Source organism: Desulfosediminicola ganghwensis, assembly GCF_005116675.2.
Taxonomy (GTDB): domain Bacteria; phylum Desulfobacterota; class Desulfobulbia; order Desulfobulbales; family Desulfocapsaceae; genus Desulfopila; species Desulfopila ganghwensis.
In genome coordinates this window covers 4,444,969-4,464,133 of record NZ_CP050699.1, presented here as the reverse complement: position 1 = coordinate 4,464,133, position 19,165 = coordinate 4,444,969, and the positions used below count along the sequence as shown (strand labels likewise).

At 52.1% G+C, this 19,165-nt stretch carries 12 protein-coding genes and 1 pseudogene; 5 read left to right on the top strand and 8 right to left on the bottom strand.

From position 1 onward, the window contains the following. Positions 1–49 precede the first annotated feature (49 nt). Complete coding sequence (locus FCL45_RS19110) at positions 50–1,105, top strand: DUF11 domain-containing protein (protein WP_136797753.1); 1,056 nt, start codon at positions 50–52, stop codon at positions 1,103–1,105. Positions 1,106–1,141: 36 nt separating this feature from the next. Beyond that, a complete protein-coding gene (locus FCL45_RS19105) occupies positions 1,142–6,736 on the top strand; it encodes a DUF11 domain-containing protein (RefSeq protein WP_136797755.1) in 5,595 nt (1,864 codons plus the stop codon). A 296-nt stretch (positions 6,737–7,032) separates the two neighbouring features. Here the strand turns inward: FCL45_RS19105 and FCL45_RS19100 are convergent, their stop codons facing one another. The 3 genes from FCL45_RS19100 to FCL45_RS19090 all read right to left on the bottom strand — a co-directional run bounded on the left by FCL45_RS19100 (position 7,033) and on the right by FCL45_RS19090 (position 10,558). Continuing rightward, positions 7,033–8,730, bottom strand: coding sequence for a two-component system sensor histidine kinase NtrB (locus FCL45_RS19100; RefSeq protein ID WP_136797757.1), 1,698 nt, complete (start codon positions 8,728–8,730; stop codon positions 7,033–7,035). Positions 8,731–8,736: 6 nt separating this feature from the next. Beyond that, positions 8,737–10,116: a sigma-54-dependent transcriptional regulator gene (locus FCL45_RS19095; protein WP_136797758.1), complete on the bottom strand. Its 1,380-nt coding sequence runs from the start codon at positions 10,114–10,116 to the stop codon at positions 8,737–8,739. 172 nt (positions 10,117–10,288) lie between these two features. Further along, complete coding sequence (locus FCL45_RS19090; protein ID WP_136797760.1) at positions 10,289–10,558, bottom strand: GIY-YIG nuclease family protein; 270 nt, start codon at positions 10,556–10,558, stop codon at positions 10,289–10,291. A 180-nt stretch (positions 10,559–10,738) separates the two neighbouring features. Here FCL45_RS19090 and tatC point away from each other — a divergent pair. The 3 genes and pseudogenes from tatC (at position 10,739) to FCL45_RS19070 (ending at position 14,140) form a co-directional block, all read left to right on the top strand. Then, positions 10,739–11,502 (top strand): annotated as a pseudogene (gene tatC / locus FCL45_RS24950) (twin-arginine translocase subunit TatC). 193 nt (positions 11,503–11,695) lie between these two features. Further along, positions 11,696–12,967: a class II fructose-bisphosphate aldolase gene (locus tag FCL45_RS19075; protein ID WP_136797766.1), complete on the top strand. Its 1,272-nt coding sequence runs from the start codon at positions 11,696–11,698 to the stop codon at positions 12,965–12,967. Positions 12,968–13,126: 159 nt separating this feature from the next. Continuing rightward, on the top strand, positions 13,127–14,140 hold the full coding sequence (locus FCL45_RS19070) for an NAD-dependent epimerase (RefSeq protein ID WP_136797768.1): 1,014 nt from the start codon (positions 13,127–13,129) through the stop codon (positions 14,138–14,140). Between the two features lie 3 nt (positions 14,141–14,143). On the opposite strand, the gene FCL45_RS19065 is transcribed toward FCL45_RS19070, so the two are convergent. From FCL45_RS19065 to FCL45_RS19045, 5 genes are all read right to left on the bottom strand, one after another. Further along, entirely contained in the window at positions 14,144–15,271 is a 1,128-nt protein-coding gene (locus FCL45_RS19065; RefSeq protein ID WP_136797770.1) for an Lrp/AsnC ligand binding domain-containing protein, read from the bottom strand. Further along, a complete protein-coding gene (locus FCL45_RS19060) occupies positions 15,210–15,839 on the bottom strand; it encodes a metallophosphoesterase family protein (protein WP_136797772.1) in 630 nt (209 codons plus the stop codon). Before FCL45_RS19060 ends, FCL45_RS19065 begins: the two co-directional genes overlap by 62 nt. Before the next feature lie 74 nt (positions 15,840–15,913). Then, complete coding sequence (gene dxs / locus FCL45_RS19055) at positions 15,914–17,836, bottom strand: 1-deoxy-D-xylulose-5-phosphate synthase (protein ID WP_136797774.1); 1,923 nt, start codon at positions 17,834–17,836, stop codon at positions 15,914–15,916. A gap of 159 nt (positions 17,837–17,995) precedes the next feature. After that, positions 17,996–18,892, bottom strand: a complete 897-nt coding sequence (locus tag FCL45_RS19050) for a polyprenyl synthetase family protein (protein ID WP_136797776.1) — start codon at positions 18,890–18,892, stop codon at positions 17,996–17,998. Next, positions 18,867–19,115 (bottom strand): exodeoxyribonuclease VII small subunit, encoded by a 249-nt coding sequence (locus FCL45_RS19045; protein ID WP_136797778.1) that lies wholly within the window; start codon positions 19,113–19,115, stop codon positions 18,867–18,869. The genes FCL45_RS19050 and FCL45_RS19045 overlap by 26 nt, the downstream gene beginning before the upstream one ends. Positions 19,116–19,165: the final 50 nt, after the last annotated feature.

Genomic DNA, 19,165 nt, shown 5'->3' with positions numbered 1-19,165 from the left:
GCCAGTTGTCTGCCATGCAACAAAGTAAAACTCAAATGGAGAGAAAAAGATGAAACGAAACATGAGCGGAATGTTGGGCACCGTTCTAGGGTCCACCCTGGCCCTGCTTGTTGCCGGCCAGGTCCAAGCAGCAATAACTGACACTACAGCCGATACCTTAATCGAAAACACGGCGAGCGTCACTTTCACCATTGGTGGGGTAACTACTCCTAAGGTCGATGGTAAGGTCAGCTTTAAGGTCGACCACAAAATCCGTCCGCTTGTAGCTGCCGTGTCGGGTGATTCTGTTGTACCTGAAGGATTGGACTACGTTCTCCAATTTACGGTCACCAACGACGGCAACACCAAAACTGGCGAGACCTTGGAAATGCTGCTGGAAGCGTTACCGGGCGCAGCAGATTACGACATGACAAACGTCGAAATCTGGCAGGAGGACGGTACGAGTGGGGGGTATCAGATTGGTGAGGATACAAAGCTGACCGATCCCGATCCCACTAAAAAAGTATACATCAATCTTGAACGAGACGCGGTGACCACCATCTACATCGTCGCCGACGCCGAGGCCGATGCCGCAAATGGGGAAGCATATGATTACCATCTGCGCGCGACAGCCACCGATGGCTCCCAAAATGTTCTGTCTCAGGATGCAATTGGTGATAACCCTGGCTCCAATGATGCCAACGAAAGCGAAGCGGTCTTCGCAGATAGTAACGGTACCTATACTGACGACATTGACACTGACGGCGAGCACTCTGCTCTGGCGACATATACCGTCTACTGGCCTGTGTTGAACGTAACAAAGACAGCCTCCATTGATGCTGGCGACAACGGTTCCGGCTATTACCTGCCAGGCGATATCGTCACCTATACCATTGAGGTCTTAAATGAAGATGGGAGCAATGGTGCAAGCGGCGTAATCATCAGTGACCCGATTCCGGCCAACACCACCTACCATCCTGCAAGTCTCGTCTGCACAGGCCTGAGCGGCAGCACGGCCACTGTTACCGATGACGGTAGCGGCACTGTCACAGATGTTAGTTGTGAAGACGGCTCAATCGCCGCTAGTGCTAAGGGCACCATGATTTTCAAAGTAAAGATCAATTAACCATTATCCAAGGCGTACTGAGGGATTATTGATCTGATGTTTTCACCTGATTTCAGCATCCCGGCCGCCAGGCCGCTGCATGATTTCGGCACTGTCGCCGGGATGGGGGACAGGTGCGTCTTGGACAAGCAGAACAATACGGCAAACCAGTTTCGCGGCTGGTTTGCCCGTCTGCCTGTGGCGGCCGCCAATATCGGCCACCGCCACAGGCAGGCGCTGTTGAGTTGCCTGGTGCTGCTCAGCTGCCTTGTGCTGCTGTTGACTCCGATCTTCGCAAAAGCTGCCAGGACCCCAGCCGGAACGGCCATTGACAATATCGCTTCGGCATCTTTTCGGACGGGGCCGATAAGCTCGGTCACTCTGCCGTCCAACCTGTCCAGAATTATCACGGTGGGGCTGAACACACCGTCGACCATTGAGTTTTTAAACTACGCAACGTCCTCAGGATCCGAACAGGTCCGGGTCAATGTTACCGGGCACAGCACCAGCGGCAGCGAAGACGGCCCCTTCAGGCCGCTACCGGCTCCTACTCCCTTTGGTTCCTCGACCCCGGTGGACCTCAGCGCTCAGCTGCCGCTGACCCCCACCGAGATCTTTCATATCGGTGAACCGATCTTTCTGCGTGTTACCGATCAGGATCAGAACCAGGATATTTCCCTTGCTGAGACCATCGTCGTTACCGTCACTTCGAGTGATACGGGCGACAGGGAAGTGCTGCTTTTGACCGAAACCGGATCGAATACAGGCGTCTTCACCGGCTATATTCCCTCCAGCGGAGATCCTGCCACAGCCAACAACGGTACTCTATCGCTGGTGGAGGATGGTACCCTGACTGCCCGCTACTACGATCAGCTGGATATCTCGGATGTCGCCACCAGTGCGGCGTTGGTCGATCCCTTCGGTGTGGTCTTTGACAGCGACACCGGCCAACTGGTGAACGGTGCCACAGTTACCCTGATCGATACCGCGATCGGCCAGCCGGCATCGGTTCTGGGTGATGACGGGGTGAGCAGTTACCCGGCCACAGTGGTCAGTGGCGGTGTTACCTACGATTCCAGCGGGCGAGCCTATACTGCCCCTGTTGGCGGTTATCGTTTTCCCTTGATCGTTCCCGGCACCTACCGGCTGGAGATCGAACCGCCTTCCGGATACATTGCGCCCTCGACGGTGCCGACCTCATCGCTCCAGAGTCTGCCCGGCGCCCCCTATGCCATAGAGCCAGGGTCACGGGGTGAGTCCTTCATCGTCAATCCGGGCCCGACAGTGCATATCGACATTCCGGTCGATCCGGTCCGGACCGGGATCTGGGTGCAAAAGGAAGCCAACAAGGACGAAGCGGCCATTGGCGACTTTGTCGGCTACACGATCCAGGTGGAGAATTTTGATCAAAGCGAAACTGCAACTGATGTGGTGGTGAGCGATAGACTCCCCACTGGGTTTCGCTATCAGGCCGGCTCGACAAGGCTTGATGGGATCAGCGCCGCCGACCCGGAGATTTCTACAGATGGCCGCACCCTGAGCTACCGCCTTGGCGAGCTGGCCCCCGAGGCAAGTGTGGAAATCCGCTATGTCATCGAAATCGGAGCAGGAACTAAAACCGGTTACAATAGGAACAGTGCAGCTGCATTGGCGCAGGGAGGCCTGTCATCCAACACGGCTTCGGCGGTGGTCACGGTCAGGGAAGATTTTCTGAGGAGCAGCTCGCTGTTGATGGGCCGGGTCATGGCCGGCGGCTGTGACAAGCCGGATACCGAACTGGAAGGGGTGGGCGGTGTCCGCATCTACTTGGAAGACGGAACCTATGTGGTCAGTGACAAACAGGGCCGTTACCACTTTGAGGGGATCGAGCCGGGCACCCATGTCGTCCAGGTCGATCTGGCTTCACTGCCTCCTGCCTACGAACCGATCGCCTGTGAAGAGAACAACCAGTTCGCTGGTCGCAATTTCTCACAGTTCGTGGATATTCAGGGCGGCACCCTGTGGCGCGCGGACTTTCACGTCAAACTCAAGGAAAAACCCCAGGGCGCAGTCACTATCGAACTGAACAGCACGCTTGATGAAGATATCGTTTCATGGCAGATCCCGCTGGGGATCAGCCAGGTTGACCTGAAGAACCTGCGGCTTAGCGTCATTTTGCCCAAAGGGCTTGAGTATCTCACCGGCAGCAGCCGCCTTGGTGACCAGGCAATAGATGATCCGGGAGGGAAACCACCGGTTCTGACTTACCGGCTGGGTGACGGGCTTGCCGGCTGGCACGGGGAGATCACCCTGAAGACCAGGGTTGGCGTGGGCGCGCCGCAGGAAATGGCGCTCCGCACCATTTTGACCTTCAACTCCCCGGCACAGCAGAACCAGAGAACCCCGATGGTCGACAATCTGATCCGGAACGAAGGAAAACGGATTGATAATACACAAATCCTGGATCTAGCCAAGGACAATAGCGGCCTGCAGCAGACGGAGACCGTCGGTCTGCGGCCTGGTGCGGATGGTGAGCTGCCGGAAAAGGACCTGCCGGATCCTGAGAAAATGCCGGCCTACGACAAGGCGTGGCTGGCAAACGCCGATGCGGGTACGGAATGGCTCTGGCCGCAGCCGGGCAAAACACCGGCGATCCCGAGTATCAAGGCCGCCATCAAACACGCCGCCGGGCTGAAGGTCAAACTGCGGCTCGACGGCCGGGATGTCAGTCCGTTGGCCTTTGAAGGCACCACTGCAAACCAGGCCGGTTCGACAGCGGTCTCCATCTGGCGCGGGATCGGTATCAACAAGGGCGACAATAACCTGACAGCCGATCTGTACGATGCGAATGGCAAGCTGGTCGAGCAGTTGACCCGCCTGGTCCACTACTCGTTCGGACCAGCCCATGCCGAGCTGGTCAAGGATCAATCGACCCTGGTTGCAGACGGCAAGACCCCGCCGGTGATTGCGGTGCGCCTCACCGACCGGGACGGCTATCCGGTCAGCAGCGGCATGATCGGAGAATTCTCGGTCGAGCCGCCCTACAGTCAATTGATCGACAAGTCGGAAAAAAACAGCAGCCTTGATACCGACAGGCCAAAATATCAGGTCGGCCCGGACGGGGTTGCCAGGATCATTCTGGAACCGACCCCGCAATCCGGTGAGGCAGTGGTCCGTCTGCCGCTGGAAGATGAGACTGAAGAGATCAGCGCCTGGTTGAAACCGGTCGCCCGGGAGTGGATCCTGGTCGGCTTTGCCGAAGGGACGCTGGGCTACAACACCCTCTCCGGCAACCAGGTCAGCCTGGATGAGGCGGAGGTCGACGACCATTTCTACGAGGACGGCCGGATCAAGTTTTTTGCCAAGGGCGCCATCAAGGGTGAATGGCTGTTGACCGTGGCCTATGATTCCGACAAGGAGGAGTTGGATGGCGACAGCCTGTACCAGATCATCGATCCGGATAGCTACTATCCCCTCTACGGAGACGAGACCCAGCAGAGCTACGAGGCCGCCAGCGCCCGTAAGATCTACGTGAAGCTGGAAAAAAATCAATTCTATGCCCTCTTTGGCGACATGCAGACCGGCCTGACCCAAACCGAGCTGTCCCGCTACAGCCGCAGCATGAACGGCTTTAAATCGGAACTGCAGGGCGAAAAGATCGAGTTCAACCTGTTCGCGGCCGACACCAGGCAGGGGTTTGTGAAGGACGAGATTCGCGGCGATGGAACTTCCGGGCGCTATTACCTGTCCCATCAGGATCTGGTCATCAACTCGGAGACGATCGTCATCGAGACCCGGGATCGGTTTCAGAGCGAGAAGATCCTCAGTTCCCAGACCATGCAGCGGCACATCGATTACAACATCGATTACGGGGACGGCACACTCTTTTTCAAGCGGCCCATCGCCAGCAAGGACGAAAGCTTCAACCCGATCTTCATCGTTGCCGACTACGAAACCAGGACCTCGAACCAGAGTGAGTTCAATTACGGCGGGCGTGCGGCAGTCAAAATGTTGGACCAGAAGCTGGAGGTAGGTGCTTCTCTGATCCATGAAGACTCCGGTGTCGACGAGGGTGATTTGTACGGTGTCGACGCCACTATCCGGTTCAACGCAAACAACAGTCTGCGGCTGGAAGCAGCCACCACCGACACCGAGGATGCTTCCCTGGATCAAAACGGCGAGGCCTATCTCGTCGAGTATATGCACACGTCCAGCACGCTGCAGGGGAGTGTCTATTTTCGTGAACAGGATGAGGAGTTCGGGCTAGGGCAGCAGAACGGCAGTGAGTCGGGAACCCGCAAGTATGGCGCCGAGGGGAGCTACCGCATCAATGATGAGGCATCGATCTCAGCGCTGGCCTATCATGAGGACAACCTGACCACCGATGCCCAGCGGGATGTGGTGGAGCTTGGCGGCGACCTGGAGTATGACCGGTTCTCGATCAGTGCCGGTGTCCGTGACGCCAGGGATAGTCTCGGGGATGGCAGCAGCAAGCACAGTCAGCAGCTGCTGACCGGCGGCAACTGGACCACCGCCGACCGCAAACTGACCCTGCGTGCCCAGCACGATCAATCGCTTGGCGGTAAGAACGAAAATACCGATTATCCCACCCAGACCCTGTTCGGGGCCGATTACCGGATAAGCAAGCAGGTCAGCCTGTTTGCCGAACAGGAATTCAGCTGGGGGGATGATGTAACCAGCGAGGGGACGAGGGCCGGTATCAAGGCATCACCCTGGCGCGGCAGCGACGCACAGACCACCATTGAACGGCAGCTCAATGAGAATGGAGAACGGCTCTTCGCCCTGTTCGGCCTTGGCCAGACCTGGCAAGTGAGCGAGAACTGGAGCGTGGACGCCAGCCTCGATCGCAGCTACACCATCAAGGAAGCTGACAGCTACGATTTTGACGTGGATGTCCCTGACGCCCATGGCAGCGATGAGGATTTCACAGCTGTCTCGCTGGGCGCCAGCTACCAGCAAAAGAGCTGGTCCTGGGACAACCGGTTGGAATTCCGCCACGGTGACGACGAAGATAAGTACGGCGTGATTTCAAGCCTGATCGGTCAGATCCGCAAAGGTATGTCCGCCTCAGCCAGATATACCGGGTATTACACGGACAGTGCTGACGGTGCTACGAGCAACGAGCAGGAGCTGACCCTCGGCCTGGCCTACCGGCCCCGCGAGAGTCGCTGGATTATCCTGAATCGGTTGGACGCCATATACGAGCGGGATGAAAGTTCCCAGCATGACGACAAGGCGTGGCGATTTATCAACAACCTGCAGGGCAACTACAAGCCCAGTCGTAGCTGGCAGATCGCTCCCTACTATGGTTTGAAATATGTCCGTGAAAACATCGATGACTCACACTATGGCGGCTTTACCGACCTGGTCGCCCTGGAGACACGCTATAACCTGAACAGCCGCTGGGACCTCGGTCTGCACGGCAGCGTGCTGCACTCATGGAACAGCGGTCAGTTCGATTACAGTTCCGGAGCCTCGATCGGTTATCTTTTTGCGAACAATCTTTGGGCCAGCCTGGGTTACAATTTTATGGGATTCCACGATGAAGACTTCTCGCAGAGCACGTATACGGCAAGCGGCGTATATCTGAAGCTTCGCCTCAAGTTTGATCAGAACACCATGACTGAAGCTCTTACCTGGCTGAACAGTTAATAGAACAGCTAGTAGAACAGTCAACACGCTTGGTGATACATGTCCCCACCCGGTTGCGGTGCCAAGGTGGCGCCGGTCGCATTGAGATCGGGATTGGTAGGGTTGGACGTTGCTGCTTGAAATTTACGAAAGATATCGATGAACTGAAGAACTGCTTAGCCCACATCCAGCCCGGCTTGTCGAGGGTGTATTCGGCAGGATGTTCCTGCAAAGAGAACTTCAGGCGGCAGATGGTTGAGCCTGAGGGGAAATAGGGGCTCGGCTGGTGAATAGCTTTTGCCCGGTATATGGGGGGATCAGGCAGGTACCGGCAGGGACAGCAGGAACTTGGCGCCGCCGTAAACATTATCGGCTACTCTGATAGACCCGTTGTGGTCCTGCATTACCTGCATGACGATGGCAAGGCCCAGGCCGGTGCCGTCAGCCCTGGAGGTGAAAAAAGGATCAAAGATCTTCTCAATGTTTTCCCTGGGAACACCGCTGCCGTTATCACTGATTTCCACCAGAATGATTTCTGCTCCCTGCTGATCCTGCGTTTCAAAGGCGCTGACTTCAATGAGTTCCCTGCCCGGCGGGCAGAACGACCTGGCGTTTTGAATCAGGTGATTGAGCACGGTAAACATCTGCTTCCGGTCAGCCCAGATATCCACGGTCTCGTCAAACAGCACTTCAATTCTGGCAGATAGCGGCCAGGTGGGGTCTGCATGGCACACCTGCATCACTTCATCAAGACAACCCTTGAGTGAAAACCATTCCCTGGTCAACTCCTCGGGGCGGGAGAACTTGAGGAAGTCGCCAATTGTATCGATCAGCCGGCTGGACTCGCGAAGAATTATATTAGCCAGCTCATAGTTGGACTGGTTTTCACTCCCCTCCCTGCAGAACTCGTCGGCAAGGATCTGGGCAGAGCCGGAAATGGCAGTAAGTGGATTGCGGAAATCATGGGCGATGCCGGCGCTCATCATACCGATGGCGGCGAGTTTTTCGGCTTGGCGCATCTGCCGTTCGAGTTGCTCGATTTCACTGATATCCCGAAGAGTAATAATCTTGTGATTGTCGGAGCGGGCCACGCCGTTTTCTTTGGTGGTGGTCAACTCGACATAGGAATAGCCAAGGCGTATCCGCTCGTTGTCATTGGTCGTAAAGTCGGTGGATTGTCTGAGGCGCGGAGAAGAGAGCGCAAGAGTGGGGAAGTATCGGGTCAATCTGTTTCCTACCAGTGCAGTAACAGGATAACCTGTGATGTCACTGGTTGCTTTATTGGCGGAAGTTATAAAGTTGGCACCGTCAATGGTTATGATGCCTGTGGCAATGTTATCGAAGATTTGTTTGTAAAGAACAGCAAGCTGTTCGTAGTTTCGCAGTGATGTAGAGAGCGCATCTTCTGTTTTACGGATACGCCTACTAAACAGAGCGCTCAGAATTGCGGCAAGAAAAAAGGTGAGCCCATGAATAGAAAAGTGGTTGAGGTTGACCATGGCATCTGTTTCACCGATAAAACCAAGACGCAACAGATAGCTCGGGTAATAGCCGTAGACTTCAAAGGTAAGAATAAGCCCGTAGAGCAGCGTTGATGAAGCAGCGGCGATCATCCCGCCTTTACGCGGGAGAACAAGGCCGCCGGCAATAATCGGGAAGAAGTAGATGGAAGAGAATATGGAGTGTGAGATACCGGTATAGTATATCAGCAGGGTAGCAAACAGGGTATCCAGCAAGTTCTGGACAAAACCGAACCGGGCTAGATGGGTTTGAGCAGCTACCAGGTAATAGGCAGAAAAAATAGTAGTCAGGTAGACAGCTAAAAGTAACAGCAGCAGAAATTCAGACGGCATCAGGATAATGTCGAGATTTGTGCTGCCGAAGTAGATAGATAGACCACTCAACATTGTGTAGAGCACAACTCTGAGCAGTAGCATCCATAAGAGCTGGGAGCGGAGTATCTGGTCTACGGTGTCGCTTTGCCTGGAAAGCTGAAAAATGTCTTTAAACGTCATGCACTGTTATTGTATGTCGTACTTCTTTACTTTATAGCGAAACGAGCGAAAGCTGATTTTTAACAGATCGGCGGCTCGCATCTTGGAGTGATTGGTTTTATCGAGTGCATGGGAAATAAAGAGTTTCTCCATATTTGCCAAAACCTTTTCAAGACCAAGATGGTAGAGTTCTTCCTCGCTGGTGATTGCGCGTAATGTCCCGTTACCGGTATCCTCCACATTTCCAGAGGGTGGTGCCACCTTTGCTCCGGGCAGGGTGAGGTTCTCTGGCAGGATTATATTTGAGCTTTCGAGAGCTACACCACGTTCGATGATGTTTTCCAGCTCTCTGACATTGCCAGGGAAATCATAATTCATCAGTACCTGCATGGCATAACTGGAAATTTCATGAACTTCCTTGTCAAGGAGATTTGAGTATTTTTCCAGAAAGTGCTGAACAAGCAAAGGTACATCGCTTTTTCTTTCCCTGAGGGGAGGAACCCTGATCGGCACGACTGCCAGTCGATAGAAAAGATCTTCGCGGAATCTGCCTGCGCTGATTTCGTCTTCGAGCACCCTGTTGGTGGCGGCTATGATCCGTACATTGATTTTCTGGAAGATGTTACCGCCAACAGGTTTGATCTCCCTTTCCTGCAGCACGCGAAGTAATTTGGTCTGGATGATCGGGCTAAGTTCACCGATCTCGTCGAGAAAGGCAGTGCCATTATTCGCAACCTCGAAAAGACCGAGTTTATCATTGATGGCACCGGTAAAGGAACCTTTGACGTGGCCGAAAAGTTCGCTTTCCATCAACTCTTCGGGAATAGCGCTGCAGGTGATCGGTATAAAATGATTGTTTGCGACTTTGCTGAGCCGATGAATTGCCTGAGCGACAAGCTCTTTACCCGTTCCGGATTCACCGTAGATGAGCACATTGGCAGGAGTGGGAGCAACTCTCTTTATCATGTCGAAGATTTTCACCATTTCCCGACTTTGGCCAATTATGCCGGGAAAAGAGTCACTCGTGCTTTCGCTCGTTTCTCCACCACTCTGCTTGATAGCCGAGGCGATGACTGATTTTATCTCATCGACGTTGAACGGTTTGCTAATATAATCGAAGGCTCCGTACTTCATGGCCTGGACCGCATCATTGGGTGAGGCAAAGGCGGTGATCATGATTACGGGTAAATCAGGCGTCTCCTCTTTCACAGCCTCCAGGAGTTCCAGCCCACTCATGCCTGGCATGCGAATGTCGGTAATCACCAGATCGCATCGATTGTCCTGTAAATATTCCAGTCCTTTTTCGCCATTGGCAGTGGTAACTACCTGGTGGCCTTCTTTTGTAAGCAGGATTTTAAGAAAATCCCGCATGCTCCGTTCGTCATCAATGACAAGAATTTGAAACATAGTCCGCGCGAGGTATTGAGAGCTTAGCCTTGAGGGTTCAGCATCCGTAGTAAAATAATTTATCCGAGTGTTTCGTAGAGCTTCGTAACGTATCGCTTAACTCTATAATACCTTTAAGGATTGCACAAGATGTTAAACCCGCTTGTGTGAATTCGGAAGCGGCGGTGGTTGATCAGGGGAGGGATGCAGTTGGGGGCTGGGCAATAAGTAATTGCTTTTGAGCGCGAGTAAGCTGTTTTATGCGGTATTCTCTGCCGCAGGCCATGCTGCGATTATTGCACCTTTCAGAGTATACCAGTTCAACAGGCCTGCGTGATCTGGTATACCGGGCACCGCCTGATGGTGAGTTGTGTTCCTTTGTTCTTCGCTCAAGATCGGTGGTGACTCCTGTGTAGAGACTATCGTCGGAGCATTTGAGGATGTATACAAACCATTCGCACATTGTCTTTATTAATTGCCTGTTCGCTTGATGGATGATTACTCTATGTTTCAACCTGGTGACGGGGATTGCAAATTCCTCCGGCAGATGGTAATCAGGGTGTGCAGTCAGAAATTGTATCAGGATATTGGTTTTTTGCTAAAATACAAGCGATAACCCGAACGTAATTCTATACCGAACCTAATGGATCAAAACAATACAAAAGACAAATTTGAGGCCCAGGCCCTGACGGAACATCTGCGTGAGCTTCGATCATGCCTGATTTTCGCTTTCGCTGCCGTATTTGCCGGTTTTTGCGCATCGTACGCAGTAATAGAGCCTATTGGACACTGGTTTCTGAAACCCCTTACAGAAGTGCTGCCTGAAGGCTCTTCAGTCATTTTCACCTCATACCAGGAAGGGTTTTTTTTTATCTAAAACTTGCCCTTGTCTGTGGTATTCTCCTGGCCAGTCCGGTCATCTTCTCCCAAATCTGGCGTTTTATCGCGCCCGGTCTTTATAAACACGAAAAGAAAGTCTTAATTCCATTTACCTGCGTCTCCACTGTGTGTTTTCTTGCAGGTGCGGTATTCGGTTATCTGGTAGTATTCCCACCGGCTTTTCGCTTTCTGGTTGGTTACAGCAACGAGTTCCTGACCTCGATGCCGGCCGTGAGTGAGTATTTCTCACTGGCCATACGATTGCTACTTGCCTTTGGTGCAATCTTTGAAATGCCCATTCTCATGGTTTTTCTTGCCAAAGTTGGGGTTATTGATACAGCCTTTCTCAATAGAAATCGAAAGTATGCGATTCTGGTTAACTTTATAATTGCCGCAATACTCACTCCGACCCCTGATGTAGTCAATCAGCTGATGATGGCAATTCCCTTGATTATCCTCTACGAGGTCAGTCTGGTGTGTGTCTGGTTCTTCGGCAAAAAGAAGTTCAGCGACTTTAAAGAGGGTTGACGGTATTGTTAGGCAATCTCGGTGAATAACCAATAAAACTGACAACTAATGTCTCTGGTAATCTTGCCGTAGGTGCAGTATAAATAAGATTAGATAAACATTTTATTGTTTTCCATGCGTTGCAGGGTTGGCGCATTCATCTGTGTGCATGGAGCATTTTTGTCGAAGATATATATCGAGTATGGAGGAGAATATGAGTCTCTCGGAAGAATATAAGAAAGTGTTGAGTATAGGCAGGCCACCGAACATTACCAGGTTATTTCCGAATTCCCAGGCCTTGATCGTCAGTGGTAAAGTAATCGATCGGGCTATGCTCGCCAAGGGTAAGGCCATGACCATTGCGGCCAATGGCAGAAGCCATATTGTCATTCGCGGTGCACTTCAGGCCGCACAGCGTGCTGATGCGGCGATAATCATTGAAATCGCCAAATCCGAAAGTACCTACTGCCCGGTGAACTTTTACAATATCGCCAGACAGGTTGATGCACTCTGCAACGAGCTTGATGTGACGGTGCCGGTAGCGATTCACGCCGATCATTACGGGATCAAGAATGATGCGGATATGGCGTACGCCAAAATGGAGATTCCGTCAATGTTCGATGCCGGAATAACTTCCATTGCCGTAGACGCCTCTCATATGGCCGATGATCTGAATCTGTTGGCCAATATTGAATTGAACAGTCTGATCCCTTCCTGGGCCGGGCTTGAAACCGAGGTCGGAGAGATCAAGGGAGAGCAGGGCCTTTCCACTATTGCTGACGCATCGTTTCTCATCAAGGGTCTGAACGCCTATGGAATAGCAGCCGACTGGATTGCCTTGAACAACGGTACTACCCACGGCCTGGAAGCGAGCGGGCAGGGGATTCAGGTTGGCCTCACTGCGGAGATCCACAAGGCCTTGGAACCATACGGTGTTTCCGGTGCTCAGCATGGTACCAGTGGTAACAGTTCAGAAAAATTACGGGCCATTGCCGGGCAGACCCACACCACTAAGGCCAATGTCGCGACAGCGCTGCAGATGGTCAGTTGGGGACTTGAAGTGAACGATGATGGTAATGCCATTCTCGACGGTAACGGTAACTTCAAGAAAATTTCAACTGAAGGTGTATCGGATGTGCTTTGGCAGGAAATGGTGGCATATGCCGATTCACAGGGTTGGAAGGGCGGGAATTACAAGAAGTTGAACCTGCCATTTGAAATACGCATTATGGCCCAGGAGAAACCTGTCCGAGATCGTATGGCCAAGCGGGTAGAGGAGTTCGTCTACCAGATGCTGACAGGGGTATTTAATGCTGAAGGTACCGCAACCATCGCAAAAGATCTGCTGCTTGAAGAAGGCAGCTATGATCTTGGCCCGAAAGCGGAAATTATAGAGGAACTCTCCGAGTGGAGCAGGGAAAAGATCATAGAGAGAGCCAGCACTCTCGATGTCGACAAAGGCCCGGAAGGAGATTTTGACGACTAGCCCCAATCCACTGATACATTTTAAGTACCGGTCGAATTGTACCGGCCGGTACAGTCTGCAATCCGACAGCCCAAGCCGGGCGAACAGATAGAACAGCCCGGCGTATTCCCCCAAAGACACACTCATCATGTACCTTCATCATAGACGCGGGAGATTACCATGCAAAAGGTAATGGTTACCGGTGCAGCCGGTTTTATTGGCGCGCATCTTTGTAAAAAGCTGCAGGACAACGGGGTTGAGGTTTATGGTCTCGATAATGTGAATGATTACTACGATCCGCAGTTAAAGCGCGACCGTATGGCCGCACTGGCTGAGGGTGAGAGCTTCACCCATCTTGATATGGATATATCAGACCGGCCTGCCATGGAGAAACTGTTTCAGGAGCATTCATTTGATGCGGTGGTCAACCTGGCAGCCCAGGTCGGAGTTCGATATTCGCTCATCAATCCCCATTCGTATGTGGATTCAAACCTGGTCGGTTTCGTTAACCTGCTTGAAGGTTGCCGCCACTCGGGTGTAAAGCATTTTGTGTATGCCTCCTCCAGTTCGGTGTATGGAGCGAACACCAAAATGCCGTTTTCGGTCCATGATAATGTCGATCATCCTGTATCCCTCTATGCGGCTTCCAAGAAAGCCAACGAGCTGATGGCACATACTTATAGCCATCTCTTCGGGCTACCAACTACCGGCCTTCGTTTTTTCACAGTGTATGGACCATGGGGACGCCCCGATATGGCCCTCTTCCTTTTTACCAAGGCTATTCTTGCCGGCGAGCCGATCAACGTCTTCAATAACGGCAATATGGAAAGGGATTTTACTTATATAGACGATATCGTAGAAGGTGTCTTCCGGGTAATTTTCAAGACTGCTGAACCGAATTTTGATTGGCGTGGAGACGCACCTGATCCAGGAAGTTCATATTGCCCATGGCGAGTCTACAACATCGGAAACAACAGTAAGGAAAAGTTACTTCGTTATATCGAGGTACTGGAGAATTGTCTGGGCAGAAAAGCGGATAAGAACTTCCTTCCCATGCAGCCGGGGGATGTGCCGGCCACCTATGCCAATGTGGATGATCTGGTGCGGGACATGGACTACACTCCGGGTACCACGCTTGAGTACGGTGTGGCCAAGTTTGTTGACTGGTACAAGGGATATTTCAAGATAGGCTAAGCCCTACAGTGAGTTGTTTCCCCCCCGTGGTCCTTTGACGATCGCCATCCCGGGCAGTAATGTCTGGGTGGCGAGTACGCCTTTCCACTGCCTGATGGTCGAGAGCAGAAACTGGGTAAGCAGTTCCGCATCTGATGAGAGCAGGTCACGGGTCAGCACGACCTTGATGATGATATCGATTGACCCGTGTACAGAGTGGATCTCCCGCACTTCATCCAGCTCCGCCAGCTTGTCGAATATTCGCTGCTCGTATTGACCATCCACGTTCAGCAGGATAAAGGCGATGATTTCCCGTCGCATCTCCGGGTATTCCTGTTCGGTATGTTCTGCCATTTTTCTGCGAAATTCTTCCATGTCCTTGGGGATAAGTTTATCGATACCGATACCGTATTTCCTGTTACTGCCTTTCTCCCATTGATGCAAGGAAATATAGAGATAGAGGTCATCGACAGTTCGACCTGGAAAGGACTTCACCAGACCGCTTTTGGCAATAAGCGTGGCCAGTGGTTGATAAATGGTGCGGTACCAGTCAGCGGCCGCCTGCTTGTAGCTGACCTCCTGATGACTCTGGCTGGCGAGAAATTCTCTGTGTTGTTCTATCTGCCATTTCAGGCGGGAGAATTTGCCGAGTTCAGTAAGGTCAAGTGTATTGGCGAGCCCAGCTTCATCCCTGAATTCGGTACGCTCGATGTAGAGCCTGTTTTCAATAGTATTCGAGGATGGCAGTAGCTCAAGAATACAGGCCTTGATATGGGTATGGCCCAGATTTTTGGCGGCGGTTACCCGGTGGTGACCATCAAGAATAAAGTAATCATCCTTGATCTGGTAAAGCGAAATTGGCGGCAGGGAACGACCGTTTCGCATTCTTTCGGAGATGGCATTGATGCGCTCCCGGGAGACCTCGGCTCTCTTCGGGTTAAACTGGCTGTCAAAATCACGGTATCGGCCGACGCTGCCGACAATCCTGTCGAGCGGGATCAGGGATGTGCCACGGTCTACAGAGTCGTAAGCCTGCTCATTTTCCTGGCGCTCGCCAAAGTTTTGCAGTTGGTCTTTTGGGGCGGCTCCCTTACCTGTGATCAGTTGTTTCAGTCGCGCAAGAGGGCTCGATTTCGAGGATGTAGTAGTCATAGCAATTTATTATCTCAGTTTCCCCAAGAGTGGCAAAACGATCAGATTCGTTGTCGAAAAGCTTGTGGATATGTCCATGTAGATGGTATCGGGGCTGGTGACGGTTAATAAGCTGCCTGAAGCTATGGAATCCCCTGTGGCATCTGTCCTCCGCATCATTGATATAGCGCGGTGAGGCGTGGCTGACAAGGATATCGAAACCTTTTTTTCGCCAGAGTGTAAACCACATCTTACGAATAAAACCAGTCATCTGTCTCTCTGTATATTGATTCTGGTTGCCATTATACCAGCGGCTACCTGAAAAACCTAATATTCGCAGTCCGTTATATTCTATAAATCTCCGGTCAATTTTGCGGCAGCCTACTGGTGGCGAGGTCTGATATCTCAGATCATGATTGCCGAGCACATAAAAGAGCGGTACATCGTATCGGCTTCGCAGGGAGGTGAGGTATTCAGGCGGAAGATCACCACAACTGATAATCAGATCAATGCCGGCCAGAAATGGCTGACCATCCTTGTATTCCAGTATTGTCTCGTTGACGATGTCAGATACGATAAGGATTTTCATTGACTGATTACGATAGATGACTGACGTCGCTGCTGTGCCGGATAACGGGCAGCAGGAGCCGCCCGGAAAGTGATTTAGAGATACTTGAGTGGATCTTTATCCATAATCCTGAGAGCGGCATGAAGGATTGATACGGAATCCAGATGAGAATTTTTCCAGAGGGTGCTTTGGGGGCCGTGCTCTATGAAATTGTCCGGGTAGCCGAGTAATCTGCATTGAACATGGTGCATCCCTTTACTGCTGAGAAGTTCCAGGATACTCGAACCAAAGCCGCCGGCAATAACACTGTCTTCTATAGTAACGATTCTACCTGTTTTTTCAGCCAGGCTGCAGATCAGGTCGTTGTCGAGCGGTTTGATAAAGCGAGGGTTGATAACCGCTACTGAAAATCCGAGTTCTTCAAGTCGTGCCGCGGCAACCATTGCCGGAGCAACCCTGTTGCCCACCGGCAGCAGGAGCACATCATCGCCTTCCAGGAGCAGTTCGCCTCGGCCGATTTCCATCTCCTTGAGATCATCGCTCATCTCAACACCTTCACCGGCACCGCGAGGATAACGCACAGCAGCCGGACCATCGTAATTGACGGCGGTATAGAGCATGTGTTGCAACTCTTCCTCATCTTTCGGCGCCATAAAAACCAGATTAGGGATAAAGCGCAGAAAAGAGACATCGAATACGCCGTGATGTGTCGGGCCGTCATCGCCAACTACGCCGGCTCTGTCTATGGCGAAGGTTACTGGCAGATTTGGGATACACACATCGTGGATGATCTGGTCCATGGCCCGTTGCAGAAAGCTTGAGTAGATCGCGACCACAGGGCGTTTACCTTCAGTGGCCATCCCGGCTGCAAATGTCACCGCGTGCTGTTCGGCAATGCCTACGTCGAAGAACCTATCGGGAAATTGTTCGGCAAATCCGGAAAGGCCTGTCCCGGCGACCATGGCAGCAGAGATGGCGGTGATTCGGTCATCCTGTTCGGCCATGTCACAAATGGTCTTGCCGAAGACCTTGGTGTAGTTGACACCACCCTTTGACGCATGGGGTTTACCTGTTTCAATGCTGAAGGGGCCGACACCGTGATAGGCTCCAGGGTTCTTCTCAGCAGGTTCGTACCCTTTGCCCTTGGTGGTAAGGACGTGAATCAGGGTTGGACCGTGATAATTGTCACGTGCGCTGCGCAGGGCCGGAATTAGCTCTTCATAATCGTGGCCGAGGATCGGGCCGATATAATCAAATTTGAAAGCCTCAAAGAGCATACCGGGAGTAAAGAACGACTTAAACGATTCTTCACTCTTTTTCAGAATGCTGAGAATGTTTTCACCTACATTGGGGATAGCGGTGAGGCGTTCTTCAATATGGTTTTTTACCCGGCGCATTGTGCGGCCGGTGAGTTTGCGGCTGAGAAAGCTGGAGAGGGCACCAACATTTGGAGAGATGGACATTTCGTTATCATTGAGGATAACGATCAGGTCCTTATTGAGATGACCGGCATGGTTCAATGCTTCAAATGCCATACCTGCGGTCATGGAGCCGTCACCGATAATAGCGATAGCTTTTTTATTGCTGCCATTGAGACTTTTGGCAACGTTCATGCCGAGTGCGGCTGAAATCGAGGTGGAACTGTGGCCGGTCTCGAAGGCATCGTACTCGCTTTCACTGAATTTAGGAAAGCCGCTCATACCTTTATACTGCCGTAGGGTGGCAAACTGTTGCCGACGTCCGGTGAGTAGCTTGTGCGCATAGGATTGATGGCCAACATCCCAGATAAGCTTGTCGTTTGGACTGTCAAATATGTAGTGCAGGGCAATTGTTAATTCAACAACACCGAGACTTGGTGCAAGATGCCCACCAGTTTTGGAGACTGTCTGGATGATGGTATCCCGAATCTCCTGTGCCAGAGCGGTTAGCTCGTCGAGGGAGAAATCGCGTATGTCTTTCGGGGAATCTACCTTCGGAAGCAGTAGTGTCTCCGGATCTTGTGTGAGTGTGGTAAGCATGTCGTTAAAAGAAGCAGAGCCGGCATCGTTATTGGGGCAATGTCGGCGTATAAAGCAGAAAATCGGTTTCCAATCAGGTCAGTGTACTACAACTTTAGGCATCTGCAAGTCAGAAGCCTTTGTCTACTCGGAAAAAACAGACTATCCGGTCGCCATATGTCAATTTCCACGTGTGTAAATATATCTTGCCAGGGCGCGTAACGGTTCGGCCTGGTTGTCAAACCCGGTCAGTGATTCGAGTGCACGATCAACGGCCTGTCTGGCAAGGGATCTGGTTTTTTCTATGCCAAAGTAGGCAGGGTATGTCGCTTTGCCGCGTTCTTCATCACTGCCGGCGGTTTTGCCGAGTTCTTCAGTGGTGGCAGTGGCATCGAGCAGATCGTCAATAATCTGGAAGGCGAGACCCACATTATCTCCATAAGCTGTGAGCTGCCGCAATTCATCTTCAGAGCAGTGGGAGGCGATCGCGCCAGCCTGGATAGATCCGGTGATAAGCGCGCCAGTCTTATTGCGATGGATGGTTTGCAGTACTTCGAAGGGGTAACTGGTGTTTTCGCTTGCGATATCGAGTGCCTGACCGCCAACCATTCCCTCAGGGCCGGCTGCCCTGGCAATGATATTGATAATTTTTAAGCGCCGTGCGGCATCTAAATTCCCAAGACGTTCATTGCTCAATAGATCGAACGCATAGGTAAGCAGCCCGTCACCGGCAAGTATTGCTCCAGCTTCACCGTAAAGAACATGATTTGTCGCCTTGCCGCGTCTCAGATCGTCATCATCCATGGCGGGCAGATCATCGTGGATCAGCGAGTAGGTATGTATACATTCAAGGGCGCAGGCAATGGGCAACAGGTTTTCGCTGTTGTCGGTTTCACCGCTTACGGCTTGTCCTGCCGCCAGGCAAAGAATTGGTCGTAACCGTTTCCCTCCGGCAAAAAGGCTGTAGCGCATTGCCTCAAAGTGTGCGGCAAACGGGCCGTCAGCCACAAGCATATATTGCTCGAGGGCTCTCTCAACTACAGCTTTCTGGTTACTCAGGTAGGTCTTGATGTTCACTGTTGCTCTCTGTAAATGGTACAGCTTCTATTTCTCCGTCTTTCTCAAGCAACAGTTCTACCTTGGCCTTGGCCTGGTCGAGTTGTTCATTGCAGAACTTTGCCAGCTGAATACCTTCGTCAAATTTTTTGAGGCTCTTGTCGAGGCTCAATTCACCTTCTTCCAGCTCCTGAGTGATCTGCTCAAGACGCGAGAGTGCGGCTTCAAATGTTTTTTTTGCCATAACGTTAGTCCGAAGGTTCGGGAAAACGGTTGAACCTCGCCTCTATTCTG